Source organism: Verrucomicrobium sp. GAS474 (assembly GCF_900105685.1).
GTDB lineage: Bacteria > Verrucomicrobiota > Verrucomicrobiia > Methylacidiphilales > GAS474 > GAS474.
On the sequence record NZ_LT629781.1, the window covers coordinates 3,492,574 to 3,517,622 of the forward strand.

Below are 25,049 nucleotides of genomic sequence, written 5' to 3' on the forward strand. Positions count from 1 at the left end.
ATCAGGAAGCCTTGGAGGGAACAGGACCGACGGTCGAGCCCGGATAAAAATCGCTCGGGAAGAGGATGGAACGACACGATTCGGCCGGATTCTTGATCCGAATCTGGAGCCGCTTGAGCGCCGCCGCGCCGATCGCCTCGTAGGAGGCACCGACGCTGGTGAGGTCGGGCCGCGAAGACTCGGCTTGGTTAGGCCGGTGGAAGCCGGTGATCGAGACATCCTCAGGCACGCGAAGTCCTCGCGCGGTAAACCAATCGTGAAGCATCCACCCCGCGGGCTCAGTCGAGCAGACCCAAGCGGTGATCCCCGCCTTGCGCAGCTTCTCGACCTTCTCCCCATAGCCTTCCCAGCCTGCTTCCTTGCTCGAAAGGGTATCGAAGTCGACATCGATGACCCAATCGGGCCGGTATTCGATCCCGAGGGAGGCAAGCGCGGCGACATACCCCCCGAAGCGGGCGGTCGACCAATGGAGCTGCGAGCAGCGCCCGACGAAGGCGATCTTCCGGTGCCCCTTAGCGTAAAGCTCCCGCACCAGAAGATCCATGCCGCCCTCGTTGTCGAGGCCGACCATGTCGACGTCGGTGCCGGGATACTTGTGCATGATCGAAACCGTCGGAAGCTTCTGGCTCAAGGCGCGGACGACATCGGAGGGCCACCAGAAGATCAGGACGACGCCCGAGAGCAGCCCGGAGCGCATCGCCGTGGGCTGCTGCGCCGGGTCGAGCACACTGGCGCATTCGCCCGGCTTCACATGATGGATCACGAGCGAGCTGTTCAGGGACATCGCCGCATCACTCAACCCCGTGAGGTAGGGATGGGACTGGGTGCCGTTCGTCGTCTCCATGAAGACGCCGATATGCTGCAAGCGGTCCTTCCCGCCGACCGTCGAACTCCGGTAGCTGCGCGGCAGGCGGTAGCCGACCTCGGAGGCGGTTTGAAGGACCAACGCCCGGGTCTCGGCATTGATGCCCGGAACCCGCCGGAGGGCGCGGGAGACGGTCGCCACCGAAAGGTTGAGCTTCTTCGCCACGTTTTCCATCGTAGCCGAGGAATCAGTCTTCTTGCGGGTGCGTGCCATAGTGAACGTGGTTACGTTGCGTTAATTTGCAGCCATTTACAACGTCGATTTAGAGATTTGCTGCAAAGCAAAACAAGATTCCCCCCTCAGCCTCTTTCCGACGACCATGCCCTCTTCCATTATTTGGACTCAGGAAGAGTCGAAGAGGTCGAAGCCTCGGGTTGCGACATCCGGATCGGTTTGATGGTCCCATCAGCATTGTAGAAAAGGGGCTCGACGCAGGTTTGCCGCTCCCGCCGACCCGGAAAAAGAGCGGCGTGGTAAAAGAGATATGCCTGCCCTTTGAACTCCGTGATCGAGCCATGGACGTTCGGGGAATGATTGTCGATGATCTCTCCCTTGTATTCCCAGGGCCCCAGGGGATTCTTCGCCATGCTGTAGACCATCACGTTGGCCTGGGCCGCTCCGCCGGGGCGCGTGGGATAACTCGCGTAATAGATGCCATTGCGCTTATGAATCCAGACACCCTCGTAGAAGTTCGCCATGTCGAGAACCTGAATCGCTCCGTCCCGTGTGATCATGTCGTCTTTCAGCTTCACCACACCCAATTGCCTTCCCCCTCCGTAATAGAGGTAAGCATGACCGTCGTCATCGATGAAGACCGCCGGATCGATGCAATACCGGATACCGGCCTCCTTCGAGGCAATCAACGGCTTGCCGAGCGCGTCCTTGAACGGACCGGTCGGTGAATCGCCGACGGCGACCCCGATTTGCCCTCCCGCGGGAAAATAGAAGTAATATTTTCCGTTCCGCTCGATGCAATCCGGCGCCCATGCCTCCTTGTCCGCCCAAGAGATCTCCTTCAGGCTGAAAATGACTCCGTGGTCCGTCCACTTCACCATGTCATCCGTGGAGAACACATGCCAATCGACCTCGTCCCAATGCTGCATTCCGGCGATGTCATGGGTGGGGTAAACGTAGAGCTTCCCGCCAAAGACTCTGGCCGAGGGGTCCGCATGAAAATCGGGCAAAATCGGAACCTGTGCCTGAACCTGGGGCAAGGCGAGACACACAAACAAAATGAGCAGCAGAAGAATGCTATGCCCCGCGCGGAGTCGAATCGTCATGGATTTGTGGGGGGAATCGCCGGAGTCGAAGAACTCGCCGACATGGAGGGGAGAACCGCCGCCATCAACTTGGGATCAACCTTCGCCAGTTCCGTCGCCACCAGACCGGCGATGGCCTTCGCTCCCTTCGTGGTAAAGTGGGTGCGGTCGGGCTTGCCCTGCTGGTCGGCATTGCTGACGGTGTTCATCGTGAGCGTATCGCTCGCCTTCTCGCCGAGCGATTCGAAGAAGACGCCGCTCGCCTGGTAGAGATCGACGAGGGGGGTATCGACTTCCTTCGCCACCTCGCGCATCGCCGTCACGTAGGGCTCCAGTTCCGTGGTGAGGTGGCCCGATTCGTCGAACGTCCGCCGGTGGACCGGCGTGACGAGGACCGCGACGATCCCACTCGCCCTCGCCTCGGCGATGTAACGCTTGAGGTTCTCGCGGAAGTCGGTGGCGGCGTCGGTCGCTTCCGGGCGGCTCTTCTCATGGGAATCGTTGTGGCCGAACTGGATCAGGACGTAGTCGGGCTTGAAGTCGAGGATCTGCTTCCAGTGGGCAGCGGGAAACGTCTTCGTACTCCTCCCCTTCTCGGCGGTGTTCAGGAACGTCGTATCGGCCGAGAAATAGGAGGGCAGCTCCTCTCCCCAGCCCTCCTGCCGCGATCCGGCAGGATAATTGCACACCGTCGAATCCCCGATGATCCCGATCTTCAGTTTCGAGGCATTCGGAACGTCCTGGGCGATGGCACAACCGCAACCGAAGGTGAGGATCAGCAAGGACCGTACCAGCATGAGGGTTTTCATAAAAAAGGCAGACCTCAATCGAGGCGCACCCGCTCAAATCGGGGGGCCAGAAGATGATTCACGACAAACGCCAGGATGTAGGCACCCGAGCAAAAGCCGAAGAGGATCGCGTAGCCCTCCGTGAAGCGGTCGAGGATCACCCCCGAGACAATGGGGAAGATCATCGCCCCGATCGATCCGGCCATCCCGCCGAGGCCGACGATCGCGGCCACCGCCCGCTTCGGGAACATGTCCGAGACCGTCGAGTAAAGGTTCGCCGACCAGGCCTGGTGGGCGGCCCCGGCCAAACCGATGAGAATCACCGCCGTCCAATCCCCGACCCGCGTGGCGAAAGCGATGGGAACGACGCAGAGCGCGAAGAGCGCCATACCGGTCTTCCGCGCGCGGGTGACCGTCCAGCCCAGCTTGACGAGCCATCCCGTAACCCAGCCGCCGAAAAGGCTTAGCACCGTGACGATCCCGTAGACGCCGACGAGGAGCGCCCAGCTTCCCTTGATGTCGAGGCCGCGCGTCTTCTTGAAGAAGTCGGGGAGCCAGATCAGGAAGAACCACCAGATCGGATCGGTCAGGAACTTGCCCGCGATGAAGGACCACGCCTCGCGATGGCGCAAGACCTCGCGCCACGTCATCGCCGCCCCGGCGTCGCCCGGATCGCCGGGGTCGGACTCGATATGGGCCAGCTCGGCCTCGGAGACGCGATCCGAACGCGTGGGGTCGTCGAAGAAGCGCCACCAGAGGAACAGCCAGACCACGCCAGTGAGGCCGACGAGGACGTAGGCTCCGTGCCAGCCGAGCGAGAGGGCGATGGGCGGAATGATCGCCGGGGCCAGCGTCGCCCCCACGTTCGCGCCCGAGTTGAATAGGCTCGTCGCCAAGGCCCGCTCCGCCCGGGGGAACCACTGTGCCACCGCCTTGATCGCTCCCGGGAAATTCCCCCCCTCGCCCAGCCCGAGCGCCACTCGCGCCACAGCAAAGCTGCCGATGCCGCCCACGAGCGCATGCCCGACCGCGGCGATGCTCCACGCTCCGATGGAAAGGGCGTAGCCACGCTTCGTCCCCCAGCGGTCGATCAGCCAGCCGAAGAAGAGGAGACTGACGCCGTAGGCAGCCTGGAATCCGGCGTTGATCGCGCCGAACTGGGTCGCCGTCCACCCCATCTGATCGTCGAGGATCGGCTTGAGGAGCGAGAGAATCTGGCGATCGACGTAGAGAATCGTCGTGGCGAAGAAGAGAAGCGCGCAGATGACCCAGCGGAAGCGCGTCACTCCCATGGGGATCAGTCTGTGCGGCTGCGGGGGGAGGGATGCGGATGACATCGTGGAAAGAGGTCGAGTTACAGCGTGGACCGGGAAGGCACCGGAACGTTTTCCGGAGGGCCGTAGAAAGAATAGGGCAGCGGCTGCGACGAAAGGACGACCTTGTCGTACAGCAACCCGGGATCGAGACTCCAGACCTTGATCGTGTGCCGTCCCGGCGCGGCCAGGGTGTGGGCGCTCGCATGAATCGCCGCGCCGCGCAGGACGTTGCCCGACCAGGCTCCCTCCTTCTTGTCGTCGGCGGAGGTCTCGATATCGACCACCGTCGGTTTCTCGTCGTCGATCGCCACCGCATAGCGCAATTTCCGCCCGGGATAAACCGCATGGGTGGGCAGGCAATAGAGGGTGACGGTGACCGGGCCGGAGAGCCGGGTTTCGACGTCGTACTCGAGGCCGGGAGCCTGGGTCGCGATCGACTCGGGAGGGATCGCAACGAAATCGGTCGCCGGCAGGACGCCAACGGCGTTCCCCGATCGCGCCAAGCCATCGATCACCGTCCACCTCCCCGGCCCCCGATCCATCGCCCGGGCATAGTGCTCCGCCTCCATGGCCAGCGTCCCCTGAGGCCACGCCGGTTCTCCGTCCCCCGCTTCCTTCGCCGCCGGACCGAAAACCTTCTGCTTCCGGGGGGCGATATCCATCATCAGGGACCACTTCCCGTTTTCGACGGCGTTGTACGCGGCTGTTTCCTTGCGGATCGCCTCGTAGGCGGCTGTCGATTTCGCGTCGTCTCCCGCTGCGGCGGCAAGGAACTTCTGGTTCATCCGGGCCGCGCCTCGGACCGGGTAGGCGACGAGTTCGAGGAAGGACGATTTCTGGTTTGCTGCGAGCTTCGCCTCGACGACTTCGAGCTGCTCAAGCAGGCGCGCGAATCTTTCGAGCCGCGCCGCCCCCTCGGACGGCGTGAAGCGGACTTCCTTGGAGTCGAGATGCTCCGGCTTCGGGGCGTAGTTGAGCCGGTAGTACTCGTCGAGGATCGCGCCGATGGCGTCGGCATTCTCCGTTCCGAACTGCCGTCCTGCCCAGGCGGCCAGCCACTTCCGCTGGTTGAAGTCCCGCCGCCCGTCGACGTCCCAGGCGAGTTGGAGGAACCATTCCATGCCGATTTCCCCCGGCTTGATATCGCCAACGTTGGCGATCCAAACGTTGCGCGTCCCGTAATCGTAGGCCTTCGTCATCTCCTCCCAGGTCAGGGCGGGGGGCGTGGTGCAAAGCCAGAGATAGTCGGCGGGGCTGCCCCAGTAGGAGAGATGGTAGTAGACTCCCGCGCCGCCGGAACGCTTCTGTTCCCCGGCATCGGAAAGTTGGCGGATGTAGCCGTAGTTGTCGTCGACCCAGACCAGAGTGACATCCTCCGGCACACGTAGCCCCGCCTGATAGATCTTCAGCACCTCCTTGTAGGGGACGAAGATCTGGCCGACCTTCGCAAGGTCCGGGTTCACGAGGCGGGAGAGCATGTCCCGCTGGTCGGCGAAGATCTTCTCCATGAGCCGGGCCTTCTCCTCCGTCGTCCCCTTGGCGGGCATCGCGCCGTCGTGGATGCCCCGCATCCCCAGCGTGTAGAGGTTCTCGTAGGCCCCGTTCTCGGAGACGCGCTCCTCCCAGTACTTCTTCACGTTCTCTCCGTTGGTCTGGTAGTTCCATTCGCCGCGCGAGGCGGCGTCCCACTCGGTGACGTTGTCCCGCAACATCGGTTCCGCATGGGACGAGCCCATGACGATCGCGTAGTCGTCGGCCACCCGCTTGTTCTCGGGATAGAGATTGAAGGCCTTCGTGCAAGGATGCATCGCGGGCCAGATCGTGTTCGCCCGCAGTCGGAGCAGCAGTTCGAAGATCTTCGCGTAGGTCTTGGGGCCGATGTCCTTCGTCTCAGGCTCGAACGTCTTCGCGGCCCAGGGTTGCAGCCCCCAATCCTCGTCGTTGAGAAAGATGCCGCGATACTTCACCGCCGGAGAAGCCTGGACGTAGCGCCCCGCCTTCACGAAGGCGGCGGCGCGATGGGTTGCCGGGACGTCGGCCCACCAATACCAGGGCGAGACGCCGAGGGCCTCCGAGAGGCTGAACACCCCGAACGCCGTGCCGCGCCGGTCGGCCCCGGCGATGACGAGCGCCCGATGGATGCCCGGGACGGGATCGACGACGGTGGCGACCACCCACGATTCCCACTTCCCCTTCACATCCCCCGCGTCGAACTTCCCTGCCGCCACCAGGCCGTCGATCAGCGGACTCTTGCCCAACGTCCCGACGAAGACCACGTCGGCTCCCGGCTCCGGCGCCGTCGTCCGGACTTCGGGTTTGCTCCCTGTCACCCGCTCCACGTCCTCCGAAAGGAGCCGCACCGCGATCTGGACGACCTTGGCGTCACCCGCATCGTAATAAAGAGGCGTCGCCTTCCCTGCCGCGACGAGAGGAGCGTCCTCGGGGCTGGCTTCCTGCTCGACGATCGGCACCGCGGCGCGCGCCATCCCGACGCCGAGCACCAAAAGCCAGAGTGCCGTCCTCATCAGTGCTTATCCTGATCGAGCCCCGTCCCGCTCGCGTTTTCCAGCGAAAGAAACGGCCCCTTGAAGCCCGAGACGTGGATATCCCTAAGGGTCACGTTCGAGGCATTCTTGATAATCCAGGGTTCCGAACAGGTGCCAGTGATGTTCTCCAGCACGATCCCGTCGGCCGGATTGTCGGGGGTGGCCTTGATGGAGACGACGCTTTTGCCGTTCACCCGGGCGTTGGAGATGCGGATGTTCTCGAACTTCGTAAAGCCTTCCGGACCGGCGACTCCCTGGGGATCGGGGTTGTACTTGTAGTCGGTCTCGACCCAGAGCATCGGCTCGGGACCGACATCGATGTCCTCCGCGACGAAGTCCCTGATGTAGCCCGCCCTTCCCGCCCGGCTCTTCAACTGGATGGCGACCCAGCCCTGGCTGAACTTGCAGTGGCTCACCCGCACATTGCTGATCCCTCCGGAAAGCTCGCTACCCAGGGCGATGGCGGCAGCGCCCTTTACGAACGTACAATTCGTGATCGAGATGTCCTCGCAGGGACGCCCCACCTTGACGCCCTCCTGTCCCTTCCCCGACTTGATCGCGATATTGTCGTCGCCCGTCTCAAAGGTACAGTTGTCGATCACCACGTGGCGGCACGAATCGGGATCGACTCCGTCCGAATTCGAGCCGTAGGTCTGGACCATCAGGTTCCTCACCGTCACGTCCTCGCAGAACGTGGGATGGAAAGTCCAAATATGGGTGCTGTGGAGCGTGGGACCGTCGAGAAGGATCTTTTTGCACTCCGTGAACTCGATCAGCGTCGGAGCCCTCGGATTCCGCAGAGTGCCGATCTTTGCGTCTCCCTGAATCGTCCCCGCCCCCGTGATCGCGAGATCCTCAGCATGGTCAGCACGCAGGAGAGCCAGATAAGCAAGTGCCATCAGCCCTTCCCAACGGGCCGTCCCCAACGGGTAATCGGCCTTGTCTCCGCTGCCCTGGAGAACCGCCTTGGCATCGAGAACAAGGTGGACGTGGCTTTTGAGTTCGATACTTCCCGTCAGATACGTCCCCTCGGGGAAAAGCACTTCCCCTCCCCCGGCCTCGGCACAGGCGTCGAGAGCCTTCTGGATGGCCAAGGTCTCTTTTGTCACCCCGTCGCCGACGGCACCGAAATCTCTGACATTGAAGCGTCGGGTTTCGTCCCCCTCTCCATGGGCACCGACCGCAAGGAGAGACGCCCAACCGAAAAGACCTAATCCAGCCAGGAGGAGGGAGCGAAATATTTTCATGAAGACACTTTCGCTTTGGGCGTCGATTATCTTAATGACACCCAGCAGCAGGGCCACACTAGAACACCCTTTTTAAGGAGTCAATTTTTTACCTTCTTTTTGCTGTAATTTTTTGCAATACTAATACAACCCCCGCAATTCATCCGTCCTTTTCACATGAAGCCACCCCTCTTCAGGAATCCGCATGGATGGATCATTTCCCGCGTCTTGCTGCGGCCCGCCCTCCTCGGGTGGACCCTCGTTCTCAGCCCTATCGTAGCCCACCCCACACCGGAGGAAACGTCTCCCGAAGCTCAGGCAATCGAACTTAGAGGGGACGCCGGCGGCAGGCAGTTCGACGGGATCGGTGCCGTGAACGGAGGGGGAGCCACCTCGGTTTTGCTCAAGGATTATCCCGAACCCCAGCGGAGCCAGATCCTCGACCTTCTCTTCAAGCCCAAGTTCGGCGCCTCGACGAGCGCGGTCCTGGTTGAAATCCCCGGCGACGCCAATTCCACCCAAGGCTCGATGCCCTCCCACATGCATGAGCGGGGAGACCTCAGTGCCAGCCGGGGCTATACGTGGTGGATTTTGCAGGAAGCCAAGAAGCGCAATCCCGCCATCACCCTCGACGCCCTCGCATGGAGCGCTCCGGGGTGGATCGGCAAGGGCCAATTCTGGTCGCAGGACATGTGCGACTACTACGTGAAATGGATTGAGGAACTCAAGAAGGCCTACGGTCTCGATCTCGACGCCGTCGGATGCCGCAATGAAAAAGGGGTGAACCTCGATTTCCCCAAGAAACTCCGCGCCACGCTGAACGAAGCCGGCTTTCAGAAGGTCAAAATCCACGGCTTCGACAATTTCTCGAAGACCAAATTCGACTGGGCCTCCGAAATGCTGACCGACGCGGCGTTGCGCGACTCCGTCGACATCATCAGCGCCCATACCTTCCTGGCGATGCCCGCGCCGCCCGAGGTCCGCGCCCTGGCCGACCGGCTGGGCAAGCCGATCTGGAACAGCGAGGAGCACGTCTATAAAAAGGGGTTCGACTGCGAAATCAGCATCGTCCAGGCCATGAACGAGAACTTCATCATCAGCGGCGCGACCAAGGTCATGTTCTGGTACGACGTCGCGGGGGTCTATCCGATGGAACCCTATTCGGAAGATCCGTCCATGCTGCTGGCCCGGTCCCCCTGGAGCGGCCACTATGAGATCCGCGAGGCGCTCTGGGCTTACGCCCACTATGGCCAATTCTCCCAGACAGGGTGGCAGTACCTCAACGGCGGTTGCGGCAACCTGAAGGGCGGCGGCACCTTCGTCACGCTGAAGTCCCCGGAAAACGACTACAGCGTGATCGTCGAAACCAAAGGCGCCCCTTCGCCCCAGCGCGTCCGCTTCACCGTCGGCGGCGGCCTCTCCAGCAAGGAACTTTGCGTCTGGCGGAGCAACGAGAAAGAGCAATTCGTCCAACAGGAGAAAATCGTTCCAGACCAGGGCAGCTTCACCCTCATTCTGGAGCCCGACTCCGTCTACTCCCTCTCCACCACCACGGGACAGCAAAAGGGCTCCTTCCCCGACATTCCGCCCGACAAACCCTTCCCCTTCCCCTACTATGAAACCTTCGAGGAATACGGCTCTCCCGAACAATGGGGATACCTGCCCCGATACACCGCCGATATCAGCGGCGCGTTCGAGATCGCCGAGCGTCCCGATCATCAAGGGAAATGCCTACACCAGTCCGTCCCGATCCAGCCACTTTCGTGGGCTCCGGAATGGCTTCCTTACACCATCCTCGGAGATGACCGGTGGAGCGATTACGAGATCAGTGCCGACATCTCGCTCGGCCAAGGCGAATCGGGCGGCGTCATGGGTCGCGTGAATCACGTGGGCACCGGCTACGGAACCATCCCCAAAGGCTATTTCCTCCAATTGGCATCGGACGGTCAATGCCGCCTCGTCGTCGTTCGGGGTAAAGCCCCCAAGAAACCCGTCGGCGATGTGGAACAACAAGCACTGCTCAAGGCCCAAGGGAAGCAAGAGGGCGAATGGGGAGAAAAGGTACTGGCCACCGCTTCCCTTCCCAATATCGCCCCGGGCCAGTGGCACAACGTAAAACTCCGTTTCTCAGGATCGGCGATCACAGGGCTGGTCGATGGCGCGCCCGTCCTTTCGGCCATGGACACCCTCTATCCGCGGGGCATGGCGGGACTGATCGCCGGGGGAGGGAAAACCTTCAGCGGCGCCTATTTCGACAACCTGCTCATCCACGCCCCCGATGCTCCCCTTCCCTCGCCGACGCCGGCCAATGCAGGAACAGCCCCTCTGTATAAAAGCCAGGACAAACCCTAGACCACATTTCGTGAACCCCGACCTTTCCGAATGAATACGCACCCCTCCCCCTTCCATTCCGCGAAACTTGGTTTGGCCCTGCTCCTGGTCGTCTCCGCGACCCTGTCGACGAGGGCGGCTGACGATGTCGTGCCGGTCGTTGCTCCCCCGACCGTTTCGTCGCCTGTCACCGTCAAGGACACCCCCACCGTCTGGATCCTCGACAACGGCATCGTCAAGGCGACCGTGAGCAAGAAGAACGGCAACATGGTCCAGTTGACCTATCGCGGCGTCGATCTGATCGGTCGCGGCGGCAATTGGGAGGAGACGCCATCAGGCGAGGTCAAGGCGTCGCTGACGATCGATCCCGCCTCTACCGGCGGGGACCGGGCCGAGATCTCCCTGAAGGGAGTGAATGGCAAACTCGACATCGAGACCCGCTACTGCATGGAACGCGGCGTCAGCGGCTTCTACACCTACGGCATCTTCACCCACAAGGCCGACTACCCCGAAGTCGGCATCGGCGAAGGCCGCTTCTGCATCGAGGGCAGGCCCGTCATGGACTGGCTCTCCGTCGACGCCGACCGGAACATGCTGATGGCCTCCGGCCAGGACTTCGAGGCGGGGCCCGTCATCCACGCCAAGGAGCAGCACATCCTCGGTACCGGCGTCTACAAGAACTCGGTCGAGCACAAGTACAACTACTGCGCGATCATGTATCGAACCCCCGCCTGGGGCTGGTCGAGCACCAAGGAGCACATCGGCCTCTACTTCATGAACCCGTCGATGGAATACATCGGCGGCGGCTCCGAGAAACTCGACCTCCTCTCCCATCTTAGCGCGACCATGCTCGATTACTGGACCTCCGGTCACTACGCCGGAGGGACGAACGTCCATATCCCCACGGGCGAAGAATGGAACAAGGTCGTCGGCCCCATCTTCGTCTACTGCAACACCCTCGCCAACCCCCGCGTCCCCTCCCAGGCCGATCTCGACGCGCTGGCAGCCACATCCGGCAGCGGCAACCCGTCCGTCCCCGACGCCTGGAGGCAGAACGGCCTCGCCCTGTGGCAGGACGCCGTCGCCCAAGCAAAGATTCAGAAGGCCAAGTGGCCCTTCGATTGGGTCAACGGCGTCGACTACCCCAAGAAGGCCGAGCGCGGCACCGTCACCGGCCAGTTCATCCTCGACGATCCCCAAGCCGCCACCGCCAAGCTTCCCAACCTCACCGTCGGCATCGCCCATCCGGACTATCAAGGCAGCGGCTCCTCCTTCCAGCTCCGGGCGGGCAACGGCACCCTCGTCACCTGGCCCCACGACGGGAACTACTACCAGTTCTGGGCCGACGGAACCGAAGACGGCAAGTTCACCATCGAGAACATCCGTCCCGGCACCTATACCCTTCACGCCTTCGCCAACGGCGTCCTGGGCGAATATGAGCAGGCCAACGTCACCGTCGCCGCCGGCCAGACCGTCGATCTCGGCCAGATCAAATGGACGCCCGTCCGCTACGGCAAGCAGGTGTGGGAGATCGGCTATCCCAATCGCAACGCGAGCGAGTTCTTCAAAGGCGACGGCACGAATTTCTGGCGCTGGGGCTGGTGCGTCCGCTATCCGCTCCTCTTCCCGAACGACATCACCTACACCGTCGGCCAAAGCGACTGCTCCAAAGACTGGTTCTTCGAACAGGTCCCCCATGGAGAAAACCGGTCCTGGCTCAACCCGGCCGCCGAAGATCCCGCCAACCAGCCCTTCGGATGGGTGATGACCGGCACCGAAGGCAAGGACATGTGGAAAACCATCGGCCACGGCAAGGACACCACCTGGACCATCAAGTTCACCACGGAGGCTCCCTCGCGGGGCACCGCCACCCTGCGGCTCGCCTTGGCAGGCGCGGACAGCACCACCCTCCTCGTCGCCGTCAACGGAAAGAAGGTGGGCGGCATCCGTCCCGTCTCCACCAACGCCATCCGCTACAATACGGACAAGGGCGTCTGGCAGGAAAAGAGCCTCCCCTTCGACGCCTCCGTCCTCCGCTCCGGCGAAAACCAGATGACGCTGACCGTTCCCGCCGGAGACCTCACCAGCGGCGTCGTCTACGACTACCTCCGTCTCGAGGTCGATCCCGACAAAACCCCTCCCCCTCCCGGAAGCAACGACGTCACTCCCTCGACAGCGCCCCACGGCAAGCAGGACAAAGCAGACGAAGAATAAAGCGCGTCTCTGACGAAATAAGCCAAAACCAGATCACAAGAGGATGCGGAAGCGCATCGCACCAAAGCTCATGAAATCGACCATCCTAGCGCTGTGCGGAACGCTTCTATTGTTCACCTCGGGAACAGCTTCCGCTCAACGCATGACAAGCCCGCTGACTTCCGGATGGAAGTTCATCAAGGCAGACGTCCCTCTGACGGCATCGACCGGCGATTGGGAAGAGATTTCCATCCCCCATACGTGGAATGCCATGGACGGACAATTAGGCAAAAAAGGGAATCCGGAAGTCAAAGGAGGCTATTACCGAGGCATCGGCTGGTATGAACGCAGTCTCGACATCCCGGCCGACTGGAAGGACAAGCGAGTATTCATCCGCTTCCAAGCCGCCTCGCTGATGCACTTCGGCTCGGCCAACGAACTGCGAGTGCAAGTCGACAATTCTCACTAGGACGACGTTCCCCCCATCGGAGGCGATTTCAACGTCGATGGCGGCATCTATCGGCCCGTCGAATTGATCGTCACCGACCCCGTTTGCATCACCCCCCTCGATTTTGCTTCGCCCGGGGCATATCTCACCACGAAATCCCTCGAAGCAGACAAGGCCTCAGTCGAAATCCGATCCCTCGTCTCCAACGGTCTCCCCGCATCGGCGAACGTGACAGTCGAATGCGAGATCACCGATGCTGGCGGAAAATCGGTAGGCAAGATCTCCACCAACGAGACCGTCGAAAGCCGAGCGACGAAGACAGCCACTGGTCTTATCACCCTATCGTTCCCTCATCCTTGGAATGGACGCAATGATCCCTATCTCTACACCGCGACCATCCGTGTGTTGCGCGACCAGAAAGTAGTCGATGAAATCACGCAGGCCCTCGGCTTGCGGACCCTTGCCTATTCCAAAACCGACGGAATCCTCCTCAACGGAGTTCCCTACCCGATCCACGGAGTGAACCGTCATCAGGATCTTCGCGACAAAGGCTGGGCCATGAGCCCCGAAGACGAGGAACGGGATGTGCGGATCATCTCGGACATGGGCGTCACCGCGATTCGCCTTTCTCACTACCCCCAAAGCGAGCATCTTCACAACTTGTGCGATCGGGAAGGGCTGATGCTCTGGAATGAAGTCCCCCTGGTTAGTAGCATTGGCATTCGCGATACACCCGAGTTCAGCGCCAATGCGGAACTCCAGGCGAGGGAAATGGTCCTGCAACACTACAATAGCCCCGCCGCGACCTTCTGGGGCCTATTCAACGAGCTGGACATCCAAAAAGCCCCGCCGCCCGACGCTCTCCTGACCCACCTGAAGGCGGTGATTCAGGAACTCGATCCGACCCGCATCGACGTCGCCGCGACGGCTCACCCCGGCCGAACATTTAACACCATCCCTACCGCCATTTGTTTCAATACGTATCCCGGCTGGTACAAAGGGAATCCGAACGATATGGCGAAGTTTATCAGCGATCGCTTCGAAGAGATGGGCGAGCGCATCTGCATTTCGGAATTCGGTGGAGGCGCCAACACCGACCAACATCAGGAAGGTTCGCTCGACAAGGTGAATCCCAAAGGTCCGTTTCATCCCGAGGAATGGCAAAGTTACATCCACGAGCGCATCTGGAAAACGATGCAAAACAATCAGAAGCTATGGGGATGCTTCATCTGGGTGATGTTCGATCTTCCCAGCGCAGGCCGCGACGAAGGGGGGCAAACCGGATTGAACGACAAGGGATTAGTCACCCAAGATCGGGCAACGAAGAAGGACGCCTACTTTTTTTACAAGGCGAACTGGAATCTGCAACCCATGGTCTATATCGCCTCACGCCGATCGACGCCGAGAAAAGTCGCCGTCACCGAAGTCAAAGCTTACTCCAACAGTGCCGAGGTGGAATTGATCGTGAACGGTCAGTCTCTCGGCAAGACAAAACCGGATGCCGTGAAAATCGCGCATTGGGAAAATGTACTTCTTCTTCCGGGCAACAATCACATTGAAGTAATCGGCTCGTCCTCGACCGAAAAACCAACCGACTCGTGCGATTGGGTTCTGGAGGCTAGCTCCGCCCCCGCTCCCTGATTGGAAGAAATCAGCGCAGCCGCCCGATCCCATGGATTAGCTCGGTTCATGCGGCAAGAGCGCCGCTCCACGAGGTTGCGCTCCCACGTCACACCAAACCCGCTTGAATACAAAGGAAAAGCCCGCCCTCAGATGAGGACGGGCCTTTCGAAAGTGGTTGCCGCGCTAGGACTCGAACCTAGAACACCCAGATCCAGAATCTGGTGTGCTACCAATTGCACCACGCGGCAATGGAGGAAGAATCGTTCTACGTGAAAACGGGAACTTGGCAAGCCTGTTGCTAAAAAAATGGCCCCTCACCGGCATTTTGCCCGGCACCGGCGCACTCAGCGGACGAGGACGTGCTGGTGGTAGAGACTCATCTCCCGCTCGACGAGGTCGAGGAGGGCGCGGTCGGAAAACTTTCCGACGAGGGGCTTGGCGATGTGGTCGCGGAGGTAGGTGACGAGGTCGATCCATTCGCCTCCGGCGTAGACCTGGCCGGTGAGAGGGCAGACGGGGAGCGCCAGCTCGGCATCCCACAGGCGGAGGGCCTCCCAGACGGCCCGCTCGATCTCTTCTCCGAGGCCCTGGGGCCATTTATGCCCGGCGGCAACGGATTTCCCCTTCCCGATCGCACGGGAATCGAGCTCCCGCCGAATCTCTTCGACGAGGTCCATCGAACGCTTGAGAACGCTCATGCTTTTAGGGAAGCATCGGACGTGCCATCGCCCGGGACGCGCAAAATAAAAAGGGCGACCCGGCAAGCCGGATCGCCCTTCCCATAACCTTTTAACGCGTATCTCTACGAATTAGACAGCCTTGTCGCCCGTCTCGTCGGTGCGGATGCGGAAGGCCTGCTCGATGGGGAGGATGAAGATCTTCCCGTCACCGATCTTGCCGGTCTTGGCGGTGGTGAGGACCGACTTCGTGGCGGCCTCGACCTTGTCGTCGGCGACGACGATCTCGACCTTCACCTTGGGGAGGAAGTCGACGGTGTATTCGCTGCCACGGTAGATCTCGGTGTGGCCCTTCTGGCGGCCGAATCCCTTAACCTCGGTGACGGTCATCCCTTCGATGCCGATTTCGGAAAGCGCGGCTTTCACTTCTTCGAGCTTGAAGGGCTTGATGATGGCTTCGATCTTTTTCATGTAGTGATCTCAGTTTTGTTTGGATCCCGGCGGAGTGGAGCGATGCGCCCCGCTCCGCGCGGGTTCCTGGATTGGATTCTTCTAAACCGAAGTTTAGAGGATGTAGCCCTCCTCGCCGTGATCGACGATGTCGAGACCCTGGGTTTCCTGCTCGGGGGTCGGGCGGAGACCGATGGTGAACTTCACGAGGTAGGCGATGACCGCCGTGGCGACCACGGAGAGGACGATCGTCACGCCAACCGCCTTGAGCTGCTCGTAAACCAGGGTGTGGTTCGCGATGAGGTCCTTGAGGTTGGTGTTGAGGTTGCTGTTCACGTCGGGGGTCGCAAGGACGCCGGTCAGGATGGCACCGAGGGTGCCGCCGACGGCGTGGACGCCGAAGGTGTCGAGCGCGTCGTCGTAGCCGAGCATCGGCTTGAGGAAGGTCACGGCGAAGAACGGAACCACACCGGCGGCGAGGCCGATCCAGGCGGCGCCTTCGGCATTGACGAAGCCGCAAGCAGGGGTGATCACGACGAGGCCGGCGACGGCGCCGGAGCAGAAGCCGAGGACGCTGGCCTTCTTCTTGAAGATGAATTCAAGGGCGGCCCAGACGAACGAGGCGAAGGCGGTGGCGAGCGTGGTGGTCATGAAGGCGTTGGCGGAGACGACGTCGGCGGCGCCGGCGCTGCCCGCGTTGAAGCCGTACCAGCCGACCCAGAGCATGCCGGTGCCGACCATGCAGAGGACGACGCTGTGGGGGGCGAAGCTCTGCGTGCCGAAGCCGAGGCGCTTGCCGACGATCAGCGCGAAGACGAGCGCGGACCAACCCGAGGTCATGTGAACGACGGTACCACCGGCGAAGTCGATCGCCTTGATCTTGGCGTCGGCGTTCCAGACACCGTTCATGAGGCCGTCGCCGCCCCAGACCATGTGGGCCATGGGGAAGTAGACCGCGAACATCCAGAGGGTCATGAAGACCGCGATGGCGGTGAACTTCACGCGTTCGGCGATCGCGCCGACGATGAGCGCCGGGGTGATGATAGCGAACATGAGCTGGAACATCGAGAAGACGTTCTCACCGGCCCACGCGGAGTAGCCCGTGTTGGGGGTGGAGCTCACGCCGTGGAGGAAGGCCTGCGTGGTCCCGCCGAGGATGCCCTTGAGGAGGCCGTCCGAGCTGGCGGAGAAGCAGAAGCTGTAGCCGACGATCCACCAGAGGATCGAGACGATCCCGGTGATCAGGAAGCACTGGGCCAGGACGGAGAGGACGTTCTTGCGACGGACGAGGCCGCCGTAGAAGAGCGCCAGGCCGGGGAGCGTCATGAAGAGGACGAGCGCCGAGCAGGTCATCATCCAGGCGTTGTGGCCCGGTCCGATGGAGAGGTTGGACGTCCAGGTGGTCGTCTTGTCCCCTTCGGTCGCCGTTCCGACGGCACCGTTGTTCATGTAGGCCTCGAGGTCGGCCACACGCTGTTCGAGCGTGCCGGGAGGAGGCGTGGCGGGGGCGGCGGAGGTGGCAGCGGCGTCAGCGACGATGGCCGCGGACGCTTCTTCGGCATGGGCCGCCGGGAAGCCGAGAGCCGAAAGGCCCAAGAGCAAGGAGCAACAGATCGATGCAATTTTCTTCATGTTATTGTTGTTTAGTGATTAGGACCGCACAGCAGTCCGTGTTTCTTTCTGTTCATCGTCCAGGCTCCCGGCACAAAACCGAACCCGGACGAAATGGTTTAGAACGCCTTCCTCCGGATTCCCACCCGGGGCCCTCCATCATGACGATGATGGGAGGACCGAACCGCCACGGGAGCTGGGGAAGGCATCGACTTCAAAATGGGCAAAAGGGCGGAGAGGACGGCAAGCCATCCGTTCCACGTCTGTTTCCATTCCGAAATCATATGGAGGAGTTAAAGCAACAGTCATGCCACTTTCCTAAGTGTTTTCGCTCGGCTCCCGATTAACCGAGGAGCCACTGCTCGAACTGCGATCCCTCTTCAGGCGTGGCGAGGATCAGGAGGGCGTCCCCCGCTTTGAAAGTCTCTTTCGCCGAAGGATTTAAGAACGTTTTACCCTCGCGACGGATACCGATGATTTGCACGCCTGTTTCAGTAAAAACTCCGAGCTCGGCGAGGGTCCTTCCGAGGTGGGGACTCCCCTCGGGGATGAGGACCGTTTCGAGGGTGTTTTCCCGGAACGATTCAGCCTCGTCCTTCCCTTCCCGCTCGAGGAAGGCGCGGGTCTGGGCCGTCTCCTTTTCGCCGCCGACGAGGAGGACGCGGTCTCCCGGATAGAGGGACTGATCGGGATGGGGATTGGCCAGCTCGACGCCCTGCCGCTCGATTTCGACGACGGTGCACCCCATCCGGCTCCGGATGCCGAGGGCGCGGAGGCTCTGCCCGGCATAGGCGACCCCCTGGGGAATGGTGACCTCGACGAGGTCGACGCCCCAATCCTCCTCCCGCATCGTCTTGCCCGGGCGGAGCTTCGCGCGGGAGACCTCCTCCTTGAACGCCCGCGTCATCGAGAACTGGAGGCGGCTGTGCCACCGGATCAGCCGCTTCCGCAGGAACCAGAGGAAGGAAATCATCGCGGCGAGAAGGAGCAGCCAGCCGACCTTCCCGCCCGGGACGTAGACCGGGAAGAGCCGGTAGAAGACCCCCAGCAGCACCGCGCCGGAGCCGATCTGGATCGCCAGATCGAGGAACCGGCCGACCTTCCGCCCCTTCTCCCAGAAGAAGGCCTGCGAGACGATCATCCCGAGGGCCGCCACGTTCCGCCACGTCGCCACCGCGAGGACGAGGGCCGAGACCAGCACCACGCCCCAGAAGGCCCACTTCAGCTCGTCCATCCACGCGCTGACGCCGAGGAACTCCGCCGTCCAGCCGACCGACCGCCGCAGCATCGGGGAGAACCCGAGGATGCCGACGAAGAGAAGCCCCTCCAGCACCACCTGCCCGATCCTCCCCCGGGTCAGCACCCAGAGCGGGCTCCGGTCCATCCGGGCCCCGGTCTTCGTGAGCCGGTCGCGATAGCCTCCCAGCAGCCACTTCAGTGGGGCGGGCTGCCTCTTCTCCACTTCCTCCGCGATCCGCTCCGAGAACCGGACGAGGAACGGGGCGAGGAACGCCGAGATCACCGAGGCCCCCGCCGCCACGCTGTAGAAATAGAGGGGGACCGCCTTCGCGTCGACCGCCAGCTGGGCGATGATGTAGGAAAATTCGCCGATCGGCGTCACCACCAGCGCCGTCCGGACGGCGGCGCTCAGGGGGATGCCGGTCACCAGCTGGGAGAGGGTCGCCGCCGTCGCCCGCGCGGCGATCGAGAAGGAGGCGACGAGGAGGACGAGGCCCCAATGGGCGAGCACGTCGTGGATATTGATCAGCATCCCGACCGAGACGAAGAAGACGACGACGAACATCGCCTTCACCCCGGTGAAGGCCTTCTCGACCCGCTCCCGGTAATTCGTCTCCGCCACCACCATCCCGAAGAGGAACGAGCCGAGCGCCACCGAGTAACCCGCCGAGGCCGCCATGTAGGCGATCCCGAGGAGAATCCCCGCCACCGCCGCCACGCGGAGGTCGACGTCGGAGACCTTCGAGAGCCCCCGGAGGAACGAGGGGACCACGAGGATCCCCGCCACCACCATCAGCGCCACGAAGCCGCCCATCAGCACCAGCATCTTGCCGAGGTCGAACTCCTCCGCCCCGCCTCCACTTCCGCCATGGGCCGCCGCCCCCTTCGTCGCCAGCAGCGCCAGCATCACCACCGCCACGATGTCCTCCAGCACCATCATGCCCATCGCCCGGCGGGCGAAACGCTCGTGCATCGCCCCCGACTCGCCGAGGGTCTTCGTGATGATGGCGGAGCTGGAGACCATCAGCATCCCGGCGACGTAGAGCCCCGCCGTCGGGTCCCAGCCGAGGGCCTGCGTCAGCCCCTGCGAGAGCCAGAAGACCCCGCCCGCCGTCCCCGCCGTGATCAGGAGGAGCGGCGCGCCGAGCTGCCGCACCCGGCGCAGGCTCAGCTCCATCCCGACGAAGAACATCAGGAAGACGAGGCCGAGTTCCGAAAGGGTGTGGATGCGGGCGATGTCGTGGACGAGGGAGAAGGGCGGCGTGTTCGGGCCGACGATCATCCCCGCCGCCAGGTAGGCGACGACGGTCGAGATGCCGATCTTCCGCAGCAACACCCCCGCCGCCGCGGCGAAGCTGAGCACCACGGCCAAATCACGGATCAACAGCAGGCCCTCTTCCATCGCGCTCTCCTCGGTCTAAGATTTACTGCGGCTTTCCCGCCTGCCATTCCCGCATCGGCTGGTAGCGGCCGCCATACATCAGGCAGAGCTTCTCGAAGAGGCGGTCGGTCCCGTCCTCCATCGGCCCCGCCGTCATCCCGAAGGTGTAGAGCCGGGGCTTCACCGGCATCGCCGCCATCTCCTCCTGCACCTTCTCGATCACCTTCCACTCCGGCTCGTTGAGGCCCCCGTCGGTCGTCAGGAATAGCGTGTCCCCGCCGTTGCGCAATGCCTCGTGGATGCCCGCCACGAAGCGGGTACTCCCGCCCATGTCGGGGAGCTTGGAAAGGAACGCCTCGGCCCGCCGCTTCGCCTCGGGCGTCGCCGGGAGGGGATCGGGGGAGAGCGAGACCGCCCCGTCGGCGAAGAAGACGATGTTGAAGGAGACCTGCGGCGGAAGCCCCCGGATCGAGCGGCGGATCTCCTCCGTCGAGACCTCGAAGCGGCTCTTCCCCGTCCCGCCCGGCGCGGCGGGATCGGAAGGCTCCTGCATGCTCCCCGAGACATCGAGGAGATAGACCACCCGGCGGGAGGAGACCGCCATGTCGAACAACGCTACCCGCCCCTCCCCGCCCTCCTGGGAGGGGGCGTCGGTCGCCGCCGGGGCCGAAGGGGACGCCGCAGCCAGCGCCGGGGCCGAGGACGCCCGGTCGGTCTTCGCTGCCGTCGCCGCCGGGGGCGGCGTCGCCGCGAGGGGGCCGGGCGTCGGGGACGGGAGGAGCGGGGCGGGGGCCGGGCGGAGGGAGGCCGGAGCGGGCGTCGCCACCGAGGCGAGGGCCGGGAGGGAGGCGCCGCCCCCCTCGATCACCACCTCGGGGACGACGGGCGGGGTCTCCTGGAGCGTGTTGAAAAGGGGGAGGCCGCGGAAGAGCCCGAAGAGGGCGAGGTAAAGGACGACGGCCCCGACGAAGAGCCACCCCGTCCGCCCGAGCCCGCCGTAGCGGCCGCCCGAGGAGGGTGCCTCCCATCGCTGGGAGCGTTCCTTCTCTTCCTTACTTAGGCCCATCCAGCATCTTCCAGAATTCAGGGTTTTTCTGGAGCGCCTCGTCTTCCGCCGCGAGGACGGGGAGATTCGAGCGGAAAAGGAAATCCTTCAGCGTGTTCCGGTTCAGGACGCGATGGACGATGATGCCCCGCTCCCCCTTCTCGAAATAGATCCGGTAATCGCCGACGCGGTAGCGGTAGATCGTCCGCCCCTCGCGCTCCAGGCGGCCGTAGTCGCCCTCGCCCCCGGCGCCGAAGTGCTCCGGGATCGATTCGAGGCTCGCCGTCACCGAGAGCTGCAGCACCGTCGGCAGCGCGGCCAATTCCTCGGCGCTAATGCTGTTGAAAATAATCTGGAAGGTCTTTTTCAAAGTAAGGGTGGTCGGGGGTCTAGGGAGGCGTCGTCTTGTACAGGAGATACTTCTCCCGCCGAACACGGAAATCGTCAAGGAAAGGCTGCCAGCTGGCGATCAAATCGGCGACCGGCTTCCGGGCGATCAGGTGGAGCCGCACCGTGTCGCCGCCGCACAGCTTGTCGAAGAGGTCGGTGTCGGACTTGCTCATCGAGGAGAGGACCTCGTGGCCCAGCTCCGTCTGGATCTCCTCGATCAGCGCCATCGAGGTCGTCATCAGGTTCGCCTTCGCCGGATCGGTGCAGATCACCTGGACCCCGGAGAGGAGCTTGTCCTTGTTCCCGAAATAGAACGGCTGGAAGAGCGTGGGGATGAAGAGCATCCCCGGCAGCTTCCGGTCCTCCATCCCCTTCTGGAGCGCATAGCGGTCGATCGTCGCCCCGCCGACCAGGCCGAAGGGGAGCGTGTAGCCGACCCCGTTCGCGATCCCCGGGATATCGCCCCACAGCCCCGTCAGCACATAGCCGAAGGTGCTCTCCGGCGTCGGGATGTGGGGGGACGGCGGGACCCACGCCAGGTTCGTCTCCTTCCACGTCATCTCCCGCTTCCAGCCCTTCATCGGGATCACCGTCAGCTTCTTCGGGGCCGCCTTGATCCACCCCTCCCCCACGATCATCTGGGCCAGTTCCCCCATCGTGAGGCCGTGGACGTAGGGGATCGGAAGGTTCCCGACCAGGGAGCGGGACTTCAGGTCGAGGGCCAGCGTCTTCGCCCCCAGCGGCATCCCCTCCACGCGGTTCCCCCCGATCGGATTCGGCCGGTCGAGGACCATGAATTCCTTCCCCGCCTCCCCGCAGGCCTCCATCGCCAGCGCCATCGTCCCGATGAAGGTGTAGCTCCGCGCCCCGATGTCCTGGATGTCGAGGACCAGGACGTCGATGTCCTTCAACATGTCGGGGGTCGGCTTCTTCGTGTCGCCGTAAAGGGAATAGACCGGGAGCGAGGTCCGCGTGTCGACCGAACTCGCCACGTAAAGCCCCGCATGCTCCGCCCCGTAGACCCCGTGTTCCGGCCCGTAGAGGGCGACCAGCTTCACGTTAGGAGCCGCCCGCAACACGTCGATCGTCGAGATCCCCTTCCGGTTCACCCCCGATTGATTCGTGATCAGCCCCACCCGCTTCCCCGCCAACGCCTTGAAATCATCGGCCGCCAACACATCGATCCCGAGGCGGACGACCTTCAACCCGGAAGACGCCGAAGGAGCCGTCGAGGCGGCGGGGGGGGAAGGGGCGGGTGTCGCCACCGTCGTCGTGATCGTCGTGGTGGTCGTCGTCGTCGGGCTCGGCGGCGCGGCCGGGACGCTCGCCGCACTCGCCGCCGGGGCCGCCGTCGGCGCGGGATCGGAGGGCGCTGCGGCGGGAGCCGTCGCCGTCACCGGCCCGGGCGCGACAGGCGGAGCCGGGGCCGGAGCGGGATCGGGCGTCGCCGACGGCGCGGGGGCCGAGGCCGCTGGGGCCGCAGTCGTCCCGCTTCCCGACGCCTCCTGCGCCCGGCCCAGGACCGGGCTCAGCGCCAAAAACGGCAACAGGAACAGGAAAGGACGGAAAGACATGAGATAGAATACCAGAAAAAGACCGGCGCGCTTGGCTGACGCGCTTCGATCGGCCCCCGTTCTAGAGGCTGTGATTCACTTTGAAAAGGTCGCGTTCTTTCTAAAAGACGGAGCAAGCCCCGGCAATGCCCCGCCCCCCTCCCCGCTTGCCCTTCCCCCCAAATCCCCCTAACTTCTGGCTCCCGACCCCGATCCATCCCCGTCCCGACCCCATGTCCTCCCCGTCCTTCCTCCAATCCCTCTACATCTTCCTCCTCTTCATCCCGCTGGTCACCCTCCACGAGGTCGCCCACGCCTGGGCCGCCCACTGGTTGGGCGACGACGAGGCCGAGGACGAAGGCCGCCTCACCCTCAATCCCCTCAGCCATATCGACATCTGGGGGACCCTCATCCTCCCCGTCCTGAACTTCGTCCTCAACCACAGCCTCACCCCCCTCGGCTGGGGCCGTCCCGTCCCCTTCACCCCGGACGAGCGCCAGCCCCGGCTCCAGATGGTCCTCTTCGCCGTCGCGGGGCCCCTCGCCAGCCTCCTCATCGCCGTCATCCTCACCGCCTGCCGTACCCTTTTCCTCGCCCCCGACTCGACTTGGTGCAACCTCCTCGACACCGCCGCCTTCATCTCCGGCTTCATCGGCCTCTCCCACCTCCTCATCCCCATCCCCCCCTTCGACGGCTGGCTCCTCCTCGGCGCCTTCTTCCGCCTCCCCGAGGAGCTCATGAACCCCGGCAACGTCTGGTGGTTCGTCGCCTTCTTCGTCCTCCTCTCCTTCACCCCCCTCCTTTCGGCGATCGGCGCCCTCACCTATTACGTGCTGGCCCACACCGAACACCTCATCCTTTTCCTCAAATGAATTCCCCCCTACGCGAAGACCAGATCATCGCCGCGCTGAAGACCGTCAAATACCCCGGATTCAGCCGGGACATCGTCTCCTTCGGCCTCGTGAAGGGGACCGCCATCGCCCCGATCGGAACCGGGGATCGCCAAAAGATCACCCTCCGCCTCGCCCTCGCCACCGCCGACAAGGAACTGCCCCGGCAGATCGACCTCGCCGTCCGCGACGCCCTCCACACCCTCCTCCCCGGCGGGGCCGACCTCGAGATCGAGGTCGAGATCGCCGTCGCCGCGCCGCCCGCCGCCGCCCCCCACGCCCACGCGCAGGCCCCCGGGGCCACCGGTCCCGTCTCCTACAAGACCGAGATCCCCGGCGTCCGCCACATCGTCGCGGTCGCCAGCGGCAAGGGCGGCGTCGGGAAATCGACCGTCGCCGCGAACCTCGCCGTCGCCTTGCGGCAGGCCGGATGGCGCGTCGGCCTCTGCGATTGCGACATCTACGGCCCCAGCATCGCCCACATGTTCGGCACCCGGGAAGCCCCCGTCGCCGAGGACGAGACGAGGATCCTTCCCATCGAGCGCCACGGCCTCCGCCTCATGAGCATGGGCTTCCTCCTCGAGGGGGACGCCCCCGCCGTCCTCCGCGGGCCGATGGTCACCCGCTACACCCAGCAGTTCCTCCGCAACGTCGCCTGGGGCGAGCTCGACATCCTCCTCCTCGACCTTCCCCCCGGCACCGGCGACATCCAGCTCACCATCGTCCAGACCGTCGCCCTCTCCGGTGCGATCATCGTGACGACGCCGCAGGAAGTCGCCCTCATCGACGCCCGCAAGGCCGCCTCGATGTTCCAGAAAGTCAACGTCCCCCTCCTCGGCCTCATCGAGAACATGAGCGCCTTCCTCTGTCCCGACAACGGCAAGCGGTACGCCATCTTCGGCTCCGACGGCGGCAAGCACGAGGCCGCCCGCCTCGGCGTTCCCCTCCTCGGCGAGATCCCCATCGAGATCGCCCTGCGCGAATCGGGCGACGCGGGCGTTCCCCTCAGCCTTCACTCTCCCGAATCGGCGACCGCCCAGGCCTTCCTCGCTGCGGCGACGGCGATTCAGAAACGGCTCGGGTAAGACTCCATTAAAGTTTTACAAAATATTTCCCGATTTTTAGGTAAAATACCTGAGCCGGTTATTGCGTTCAGCGGCCCCGCCACTTGACAAACGCCCTCTCTCGCATATACAGTGTAACTCGAAAGTGACACCC

The 25,049-nt window shown here is 63.3% G+C and carries 19 protein-coding genes and 1 tRNA gene; 6 read left to right on the forward strand and 14 right to left on the reverse strand.

The window, feature by feature from the left end; genetic code table 11:
• Position 1 precedes the first annotated feature (1 nt).
• From BLU04_RS14855 to BLU04_RS14880, 6 genes are all read right to left on the reverse strand, one after another.
• Positions 2–1,078 (reverse strand): LacI family DNA-binding transcriptional regulator, encoded by a 1,077-nt coding sequence (locus tag BLU04_RS14855; RefSeq protein WP_093287757.1) that lies wholly within the window; start codon positions 1,076–1,078, stop codon positions 2–4.
• A 119-nt stretch (positions 1,079–1,197) separates the two neighbouring features.
• Positions 1,198–2,145: a family 43 glycosylhydrolase gene (locus BLU04_RS14860; RefSeq protein WP_093287760.1), complete on the reverse strand. Its 948-nt coding sequence runs from the start codon at positions 2,143–2,145 to the stop codon at positions 1,198–1,200.
• Positions 2,142–2,933: a rhamnogalacturonan acetylesterase gene (locus tag BLU04_RS14865; protein ID WP_197672973.1), complete on the reverse strand. Its 792-nt coding sequence runs from the start codon at positions 2,931–2,933 to the stop codon at positions 2,142–2,144. The genes BLU04_RS14860 and BLU04_RS14865 overlap by 4 nt, the downstream gene beginning before the upstream one ends.
• 14 nt (positions 2,934–2,947) lie before the next feature.
• The gene (locus BLU04_RS14870; RefSeq protein WP_093287765.1) at positions 2,948–4,204 is read right to left on the reverse strand and encodes an MFS transporter; all 1,257 of its coding nucleotides are present in this window, start codon (positions 4,202–4,204) and stop codon (positions 2,948–2,950) included.
• A gap of 62 nt (positions 4,205–4,266) precedes the next feature.
• Positions 4,267–6,753, reverse strand: a complete 2,487-nt coding sequence (locus BLU04_RS14875) for a glycosyl hydrolase 115 family protein (protein WP_157895388.1) — start codon at positions 6,751–6,753, stop codon at positions 4,267–4,269.
• Positions 6,753–8,078: a glycoside hydrolase family 28 protein gene (locus tag BLU04_RS14880; RefSeq protein WP_093287771.1), complete on the reverse strand. Its 1,326-nt coding sequence runs from the start codon at positions 8,076–8,078 to the stop codon at positions 6,753–6,755. Before BLU04_RS14880 ends, BLU04_RS14875 begins: the two co-directional genes overlap by 1 nt.
• A gap of 99 nt (positions 8,079–8,177) precedes the next feature.
• On the opposite strand from BLU04_RS14880, the gene BLU04_RS14885 reads away from it, so the two are divergent.
• The 4 genes from BLU04_RS14885 (at position 8,178) to BLU04_RS14900 (ending at position 14,613) form a co-directional block, all read left to right on the forward strand.
• Positions 8,178–10,352 carry a galactosylceramidase gene (locus tag BLU04_RS14885; RefSeq protein ID WP_093287774.1) on the forward strand — a complete coding sequence of 725 codons (2,175 nt, stop codon included), beginning with the start codon at positions 8,178–8,180 and terminating at the stop codon, positions 10,350–10,352.
• A gap of 30 nt (positions 10,353–10,382) precedes the next feature.
• The gene (locus tag BLU04_RS14890; protein WP_093287777.1) at positions 10,383–12,545 is read left to right on the forward strand and encodes a polysaccharide lyase family protein; all 2,163 of its coding nucleotides are present in this window, start codon (positions 10,383–10,385) and stop codon (positions 12,543–12,545) included.
• Between the two features lie 70 nt (positions 12,546–12,615).
• The gene (locus tag BLU04_RS14895) at positions 12,616–12,993 is read left to right on the forward strand and encodes a hypothetical protein (RefSeq protein WP_157895389.1); all 378 of its coding nucleotides are present in this window, start codon (positions 12,616–12,618) and stop codon (positions 12,991–12,993) included.
• Positions 12,994–13,056: 63 nt separating this feature from the next.
• Positions 13,057–14,613 carry a glycoside hydrolase family 2 TIM barrel-domain containing protein gene (locus BLU04_RS14900; protein ID WP_093287783.1) on the forward strand — a complete coding sequence of 519 codons (1,557 nt, stop codon included), beginning with the start codon at positions 13,057–13,059 and terminating at the stop codon, positions 14,611–14,613.
• 154 nt (positions 14,614–14,767) lie between these two features.
• On the opposite strand, the gene BLU04_RS14905 is transcribed toward BLU04_RS14900, so the two are convergent.
• The 8 genes from BLU04_RS14905 to BLU04_RS14940 all read right to left on the reverse strand — a co-directional run bounded on the left by BLU04_RS14905 (position 14,768) and on the right by BLU04_RS14940 (position 22,962).
• Positions 14,768–14,843 (reverse strand) — tRNA-Gln (locus BLU04_RS14905).
• Between the two features lie 96 nt (positions 14,844–14,939).
• Positions 14,940–15,293, reverse strand: coding sequence for a hypothetical protein (locus tag BLU04_RS14910; RefSeq protein ID WP_093287786.1), 354 nt, complete (start codon positions 15,291–15,293; stop codon positions 14,940–14,942).
• Between the two features lie 111 nt (positions 15,294–15,404).
• The gene (locus BLU04_RS14915) at positions 15,405–15,743 is read right to left on the reverse strand and encodes a P-II family nitrogen regulator (RefSeq protein ID WP_093287789.1); all 339 of its coding nucleotides are present in this window, start codon (positions 15,741–15,743) and stop codon (positions 15,405–15,407) included.
• Positions 15,744–15,836: 93 nt separating this feature from the next.
• A complete protein-coding gene (locus BLU04_RS14920) occupies positions 15,837–17,354 on the reverse strand; it encodes an ammonium transporter (protein ID WP_093287792.1) in 1,518 nt (505 codons plus the stop codon).
• Between the two features lie 322 nt (positions 17,355–17,676).
• Positions 17,677–19,974: a cation:proton antiporter gene (locus BLU04_RS14925; RefSeq protein WP_093287795.1), complete on the reverse strand. Its 2,298-nt coding sequence runs from the start codon at positions 19,972–19,974 to the stop codon at positions 17,677–17,679.
• 22 nt (positions 19,975–19,996) lie between these two features.
• Positions 19,997–21,019, reverse strand: coding sequence for a VWA domain-containing protein (locus tag BLU04_RS14930; protein ID WP_093287798.1), 1,023 nt, complete (start codon positions 21,017–21,019; stop codon positions 19,997–19,999).
• Entirely contained in the window at positions 21,006–21,368 is a 363-nt protein-coding gene (locus BLU04_RS14935) for a type II toxin-antitoxin system RelE/ParE family toxin (RefSeq protein WP_093287800.1), read from the reverse strand. The genes BLU04_RS14930 and BLU04_RS14935 overlap by 14 nt, the downstream gene beginning before the upstream one ends.
• A 19-nt stretch (positions 21,369–21,387) precedes the next feature.
• Positions 21,388–22,962: a DUF1343 domain-containing protein gene (locus tag BLU04_RS14940; RefSeq protein WP_157895390.1), complete on the reverse strand. Its 1,575-nt coding sequence runs from the start codon at positions 22,960–22,962 to the stop codon at positions 21,388–21,390.
• Positions 22,963–23,174: 212 nt separating this feature from the next.
• On the opposite strand from BLU04_RS14940, the gene BLU04_RS14945 reads away from it, so the two are divergent.
• Both BLU04_RS14945 and BLU04_RS14950 read left to right on the forward strand, forming a co-directional pair.
• A complete protein-coding gene (locus BLU04_RS14945) occupies positions 23,175–23,813 on the forward strand; it encodes a site-2 protease family protein (protein WP_093287806.1) in 639 nt (212 codons plus the stop codon).
• On the forward strand, positions 23,810–24,916 hold the full coding sequence (locus tag BLU04_RS14950; protein WP_093287809.1) for an Mrp/NBP35 family ATP-binding protein: 1,107 nt from the start codon (positions 23,810–23,812) through the stop codon (positions 24,914–24,916). Before BLU04_RS14945 ends, BLU04_RS14950 begins: the two co-directional genes overlap by 4 nt.
• Positions 24,917–25,049: the final 133 nt, after the last annotated feature.

Bases quoted from the DNA above. Each gene is read 5' to 3' on its own strand.
- BLU04_RS14855 (WP_093287757.1), bottom strand. From the start codon at position 1,078: ATGGCACGCACCCGCAAGAAGACTGATTCCTCGGCTACGATGGAAAAC.
- BLU04_RS14860 (WP_093287760.1), bottom strand. From the start codon at position 2,145: ATGACGATTCGACTCCGCGCGGGGCATAGCATTCTTCTGCTGCTCATT.
- BLU04_RS14865 (WP_197672973.1), bottom strand. From the start codon at position 2,933: ATGAAAACCCTCATGCTGGTACGGTCCTTGCTGATCCTCACCTTCGGT.
- BLU04_RS14870 (WP_093287765.1), bottom strand. From the start codon at position 4,204: ATGGGAGTGACGCGCTTCCGCTGGGTCATCTGCGCGCTTCTCTTCTTC.
- BLU04_RS14875 (WP_157895388.1), bottom strand. From the start codon at position 6,753: ATGAGGACGGCACTCTGGCTTTTGGTGCTCGGCGTCGGGATGGCGCGC.
- BLU04_RS14885 (WP_093287774.1), top strand. From the start codon at position 8,178: ATGAAGCCACCCCTCTTCAGGAATCCGCATGGATGGATCATTTCCCGC.
- BLU04_RS14890 (WP_093287777.1), top strand. From the start codon at position 10,383: ATGAATACGCACCCCTCCCCCTTCCATTCCGCGAAACTTGGTTTGGCC.
- BLU04_RS14895 (WP_157895389.1), top strand. From the start codon at position 12,616: ATGAAATCGACCATCCTAGCGCTGTGCGGAACGCTTCTATTGTTCACC.
- BLU04_RS14910 (WP_093287786.1), bottom strand. From the start codon at position 15,293: ATGAGCGTTCTCAAGCGTTCGATGGACCTCGTCGAAGAGATTCGGCGG.
- BLU04_RS14915 (WP_093287789.1), bottom strand. From the start codon at position 15,743: ATGAAAAAGATCGAAGCCATCATCAAGCCCTTCAAGCTCGAAGAAGTG.
- BLU04_RS14920 (WP_093287792.1), bottom strand. From the start codon at position 17,354: ATGAAGAAAATTGCATCGATCTGTTGCTCCTTGCTCTTGGGCCTTTCG.
- BLU04_RS14925 (WP_093287795.1), bottom strand. From the start codon at position 19,974: ATGGAAGAGGGCCTGCTGTTGATCCGTGATTTGGCCGTGGTGCTCAGC.
- BLU04_RS14930 (WP_093287798.1), bottom strand. From the start codon at position 21,019: ATGGGCCTAAGTAAGGAAGAGAAGGAACGCTCCCAGCGATGGGAGGCA.
- BLU04_RS14940 (WP_157895390.1), bottom strand. From the start codon at position 22,962: ATGTCTTTCCGTCCTTTCCTGTTCCTGTTGCCGTTTTTGGCGCTGAGC.
- BLU04_RS14945 (WP_093287806.1), top strand. From the start codon at position 23,175: ATGTCCTCCCCGTCCTTCCTCCAATCCCTCTACATCTTCCTCCTCTTC.
- BLU04_RS14950 (WP_093287809.1), top strand. From the start codon at position 23,810: ATGAATTCCCCCCTACGCGAAGACCAGATCATCGCCGCGCTGAAGACC.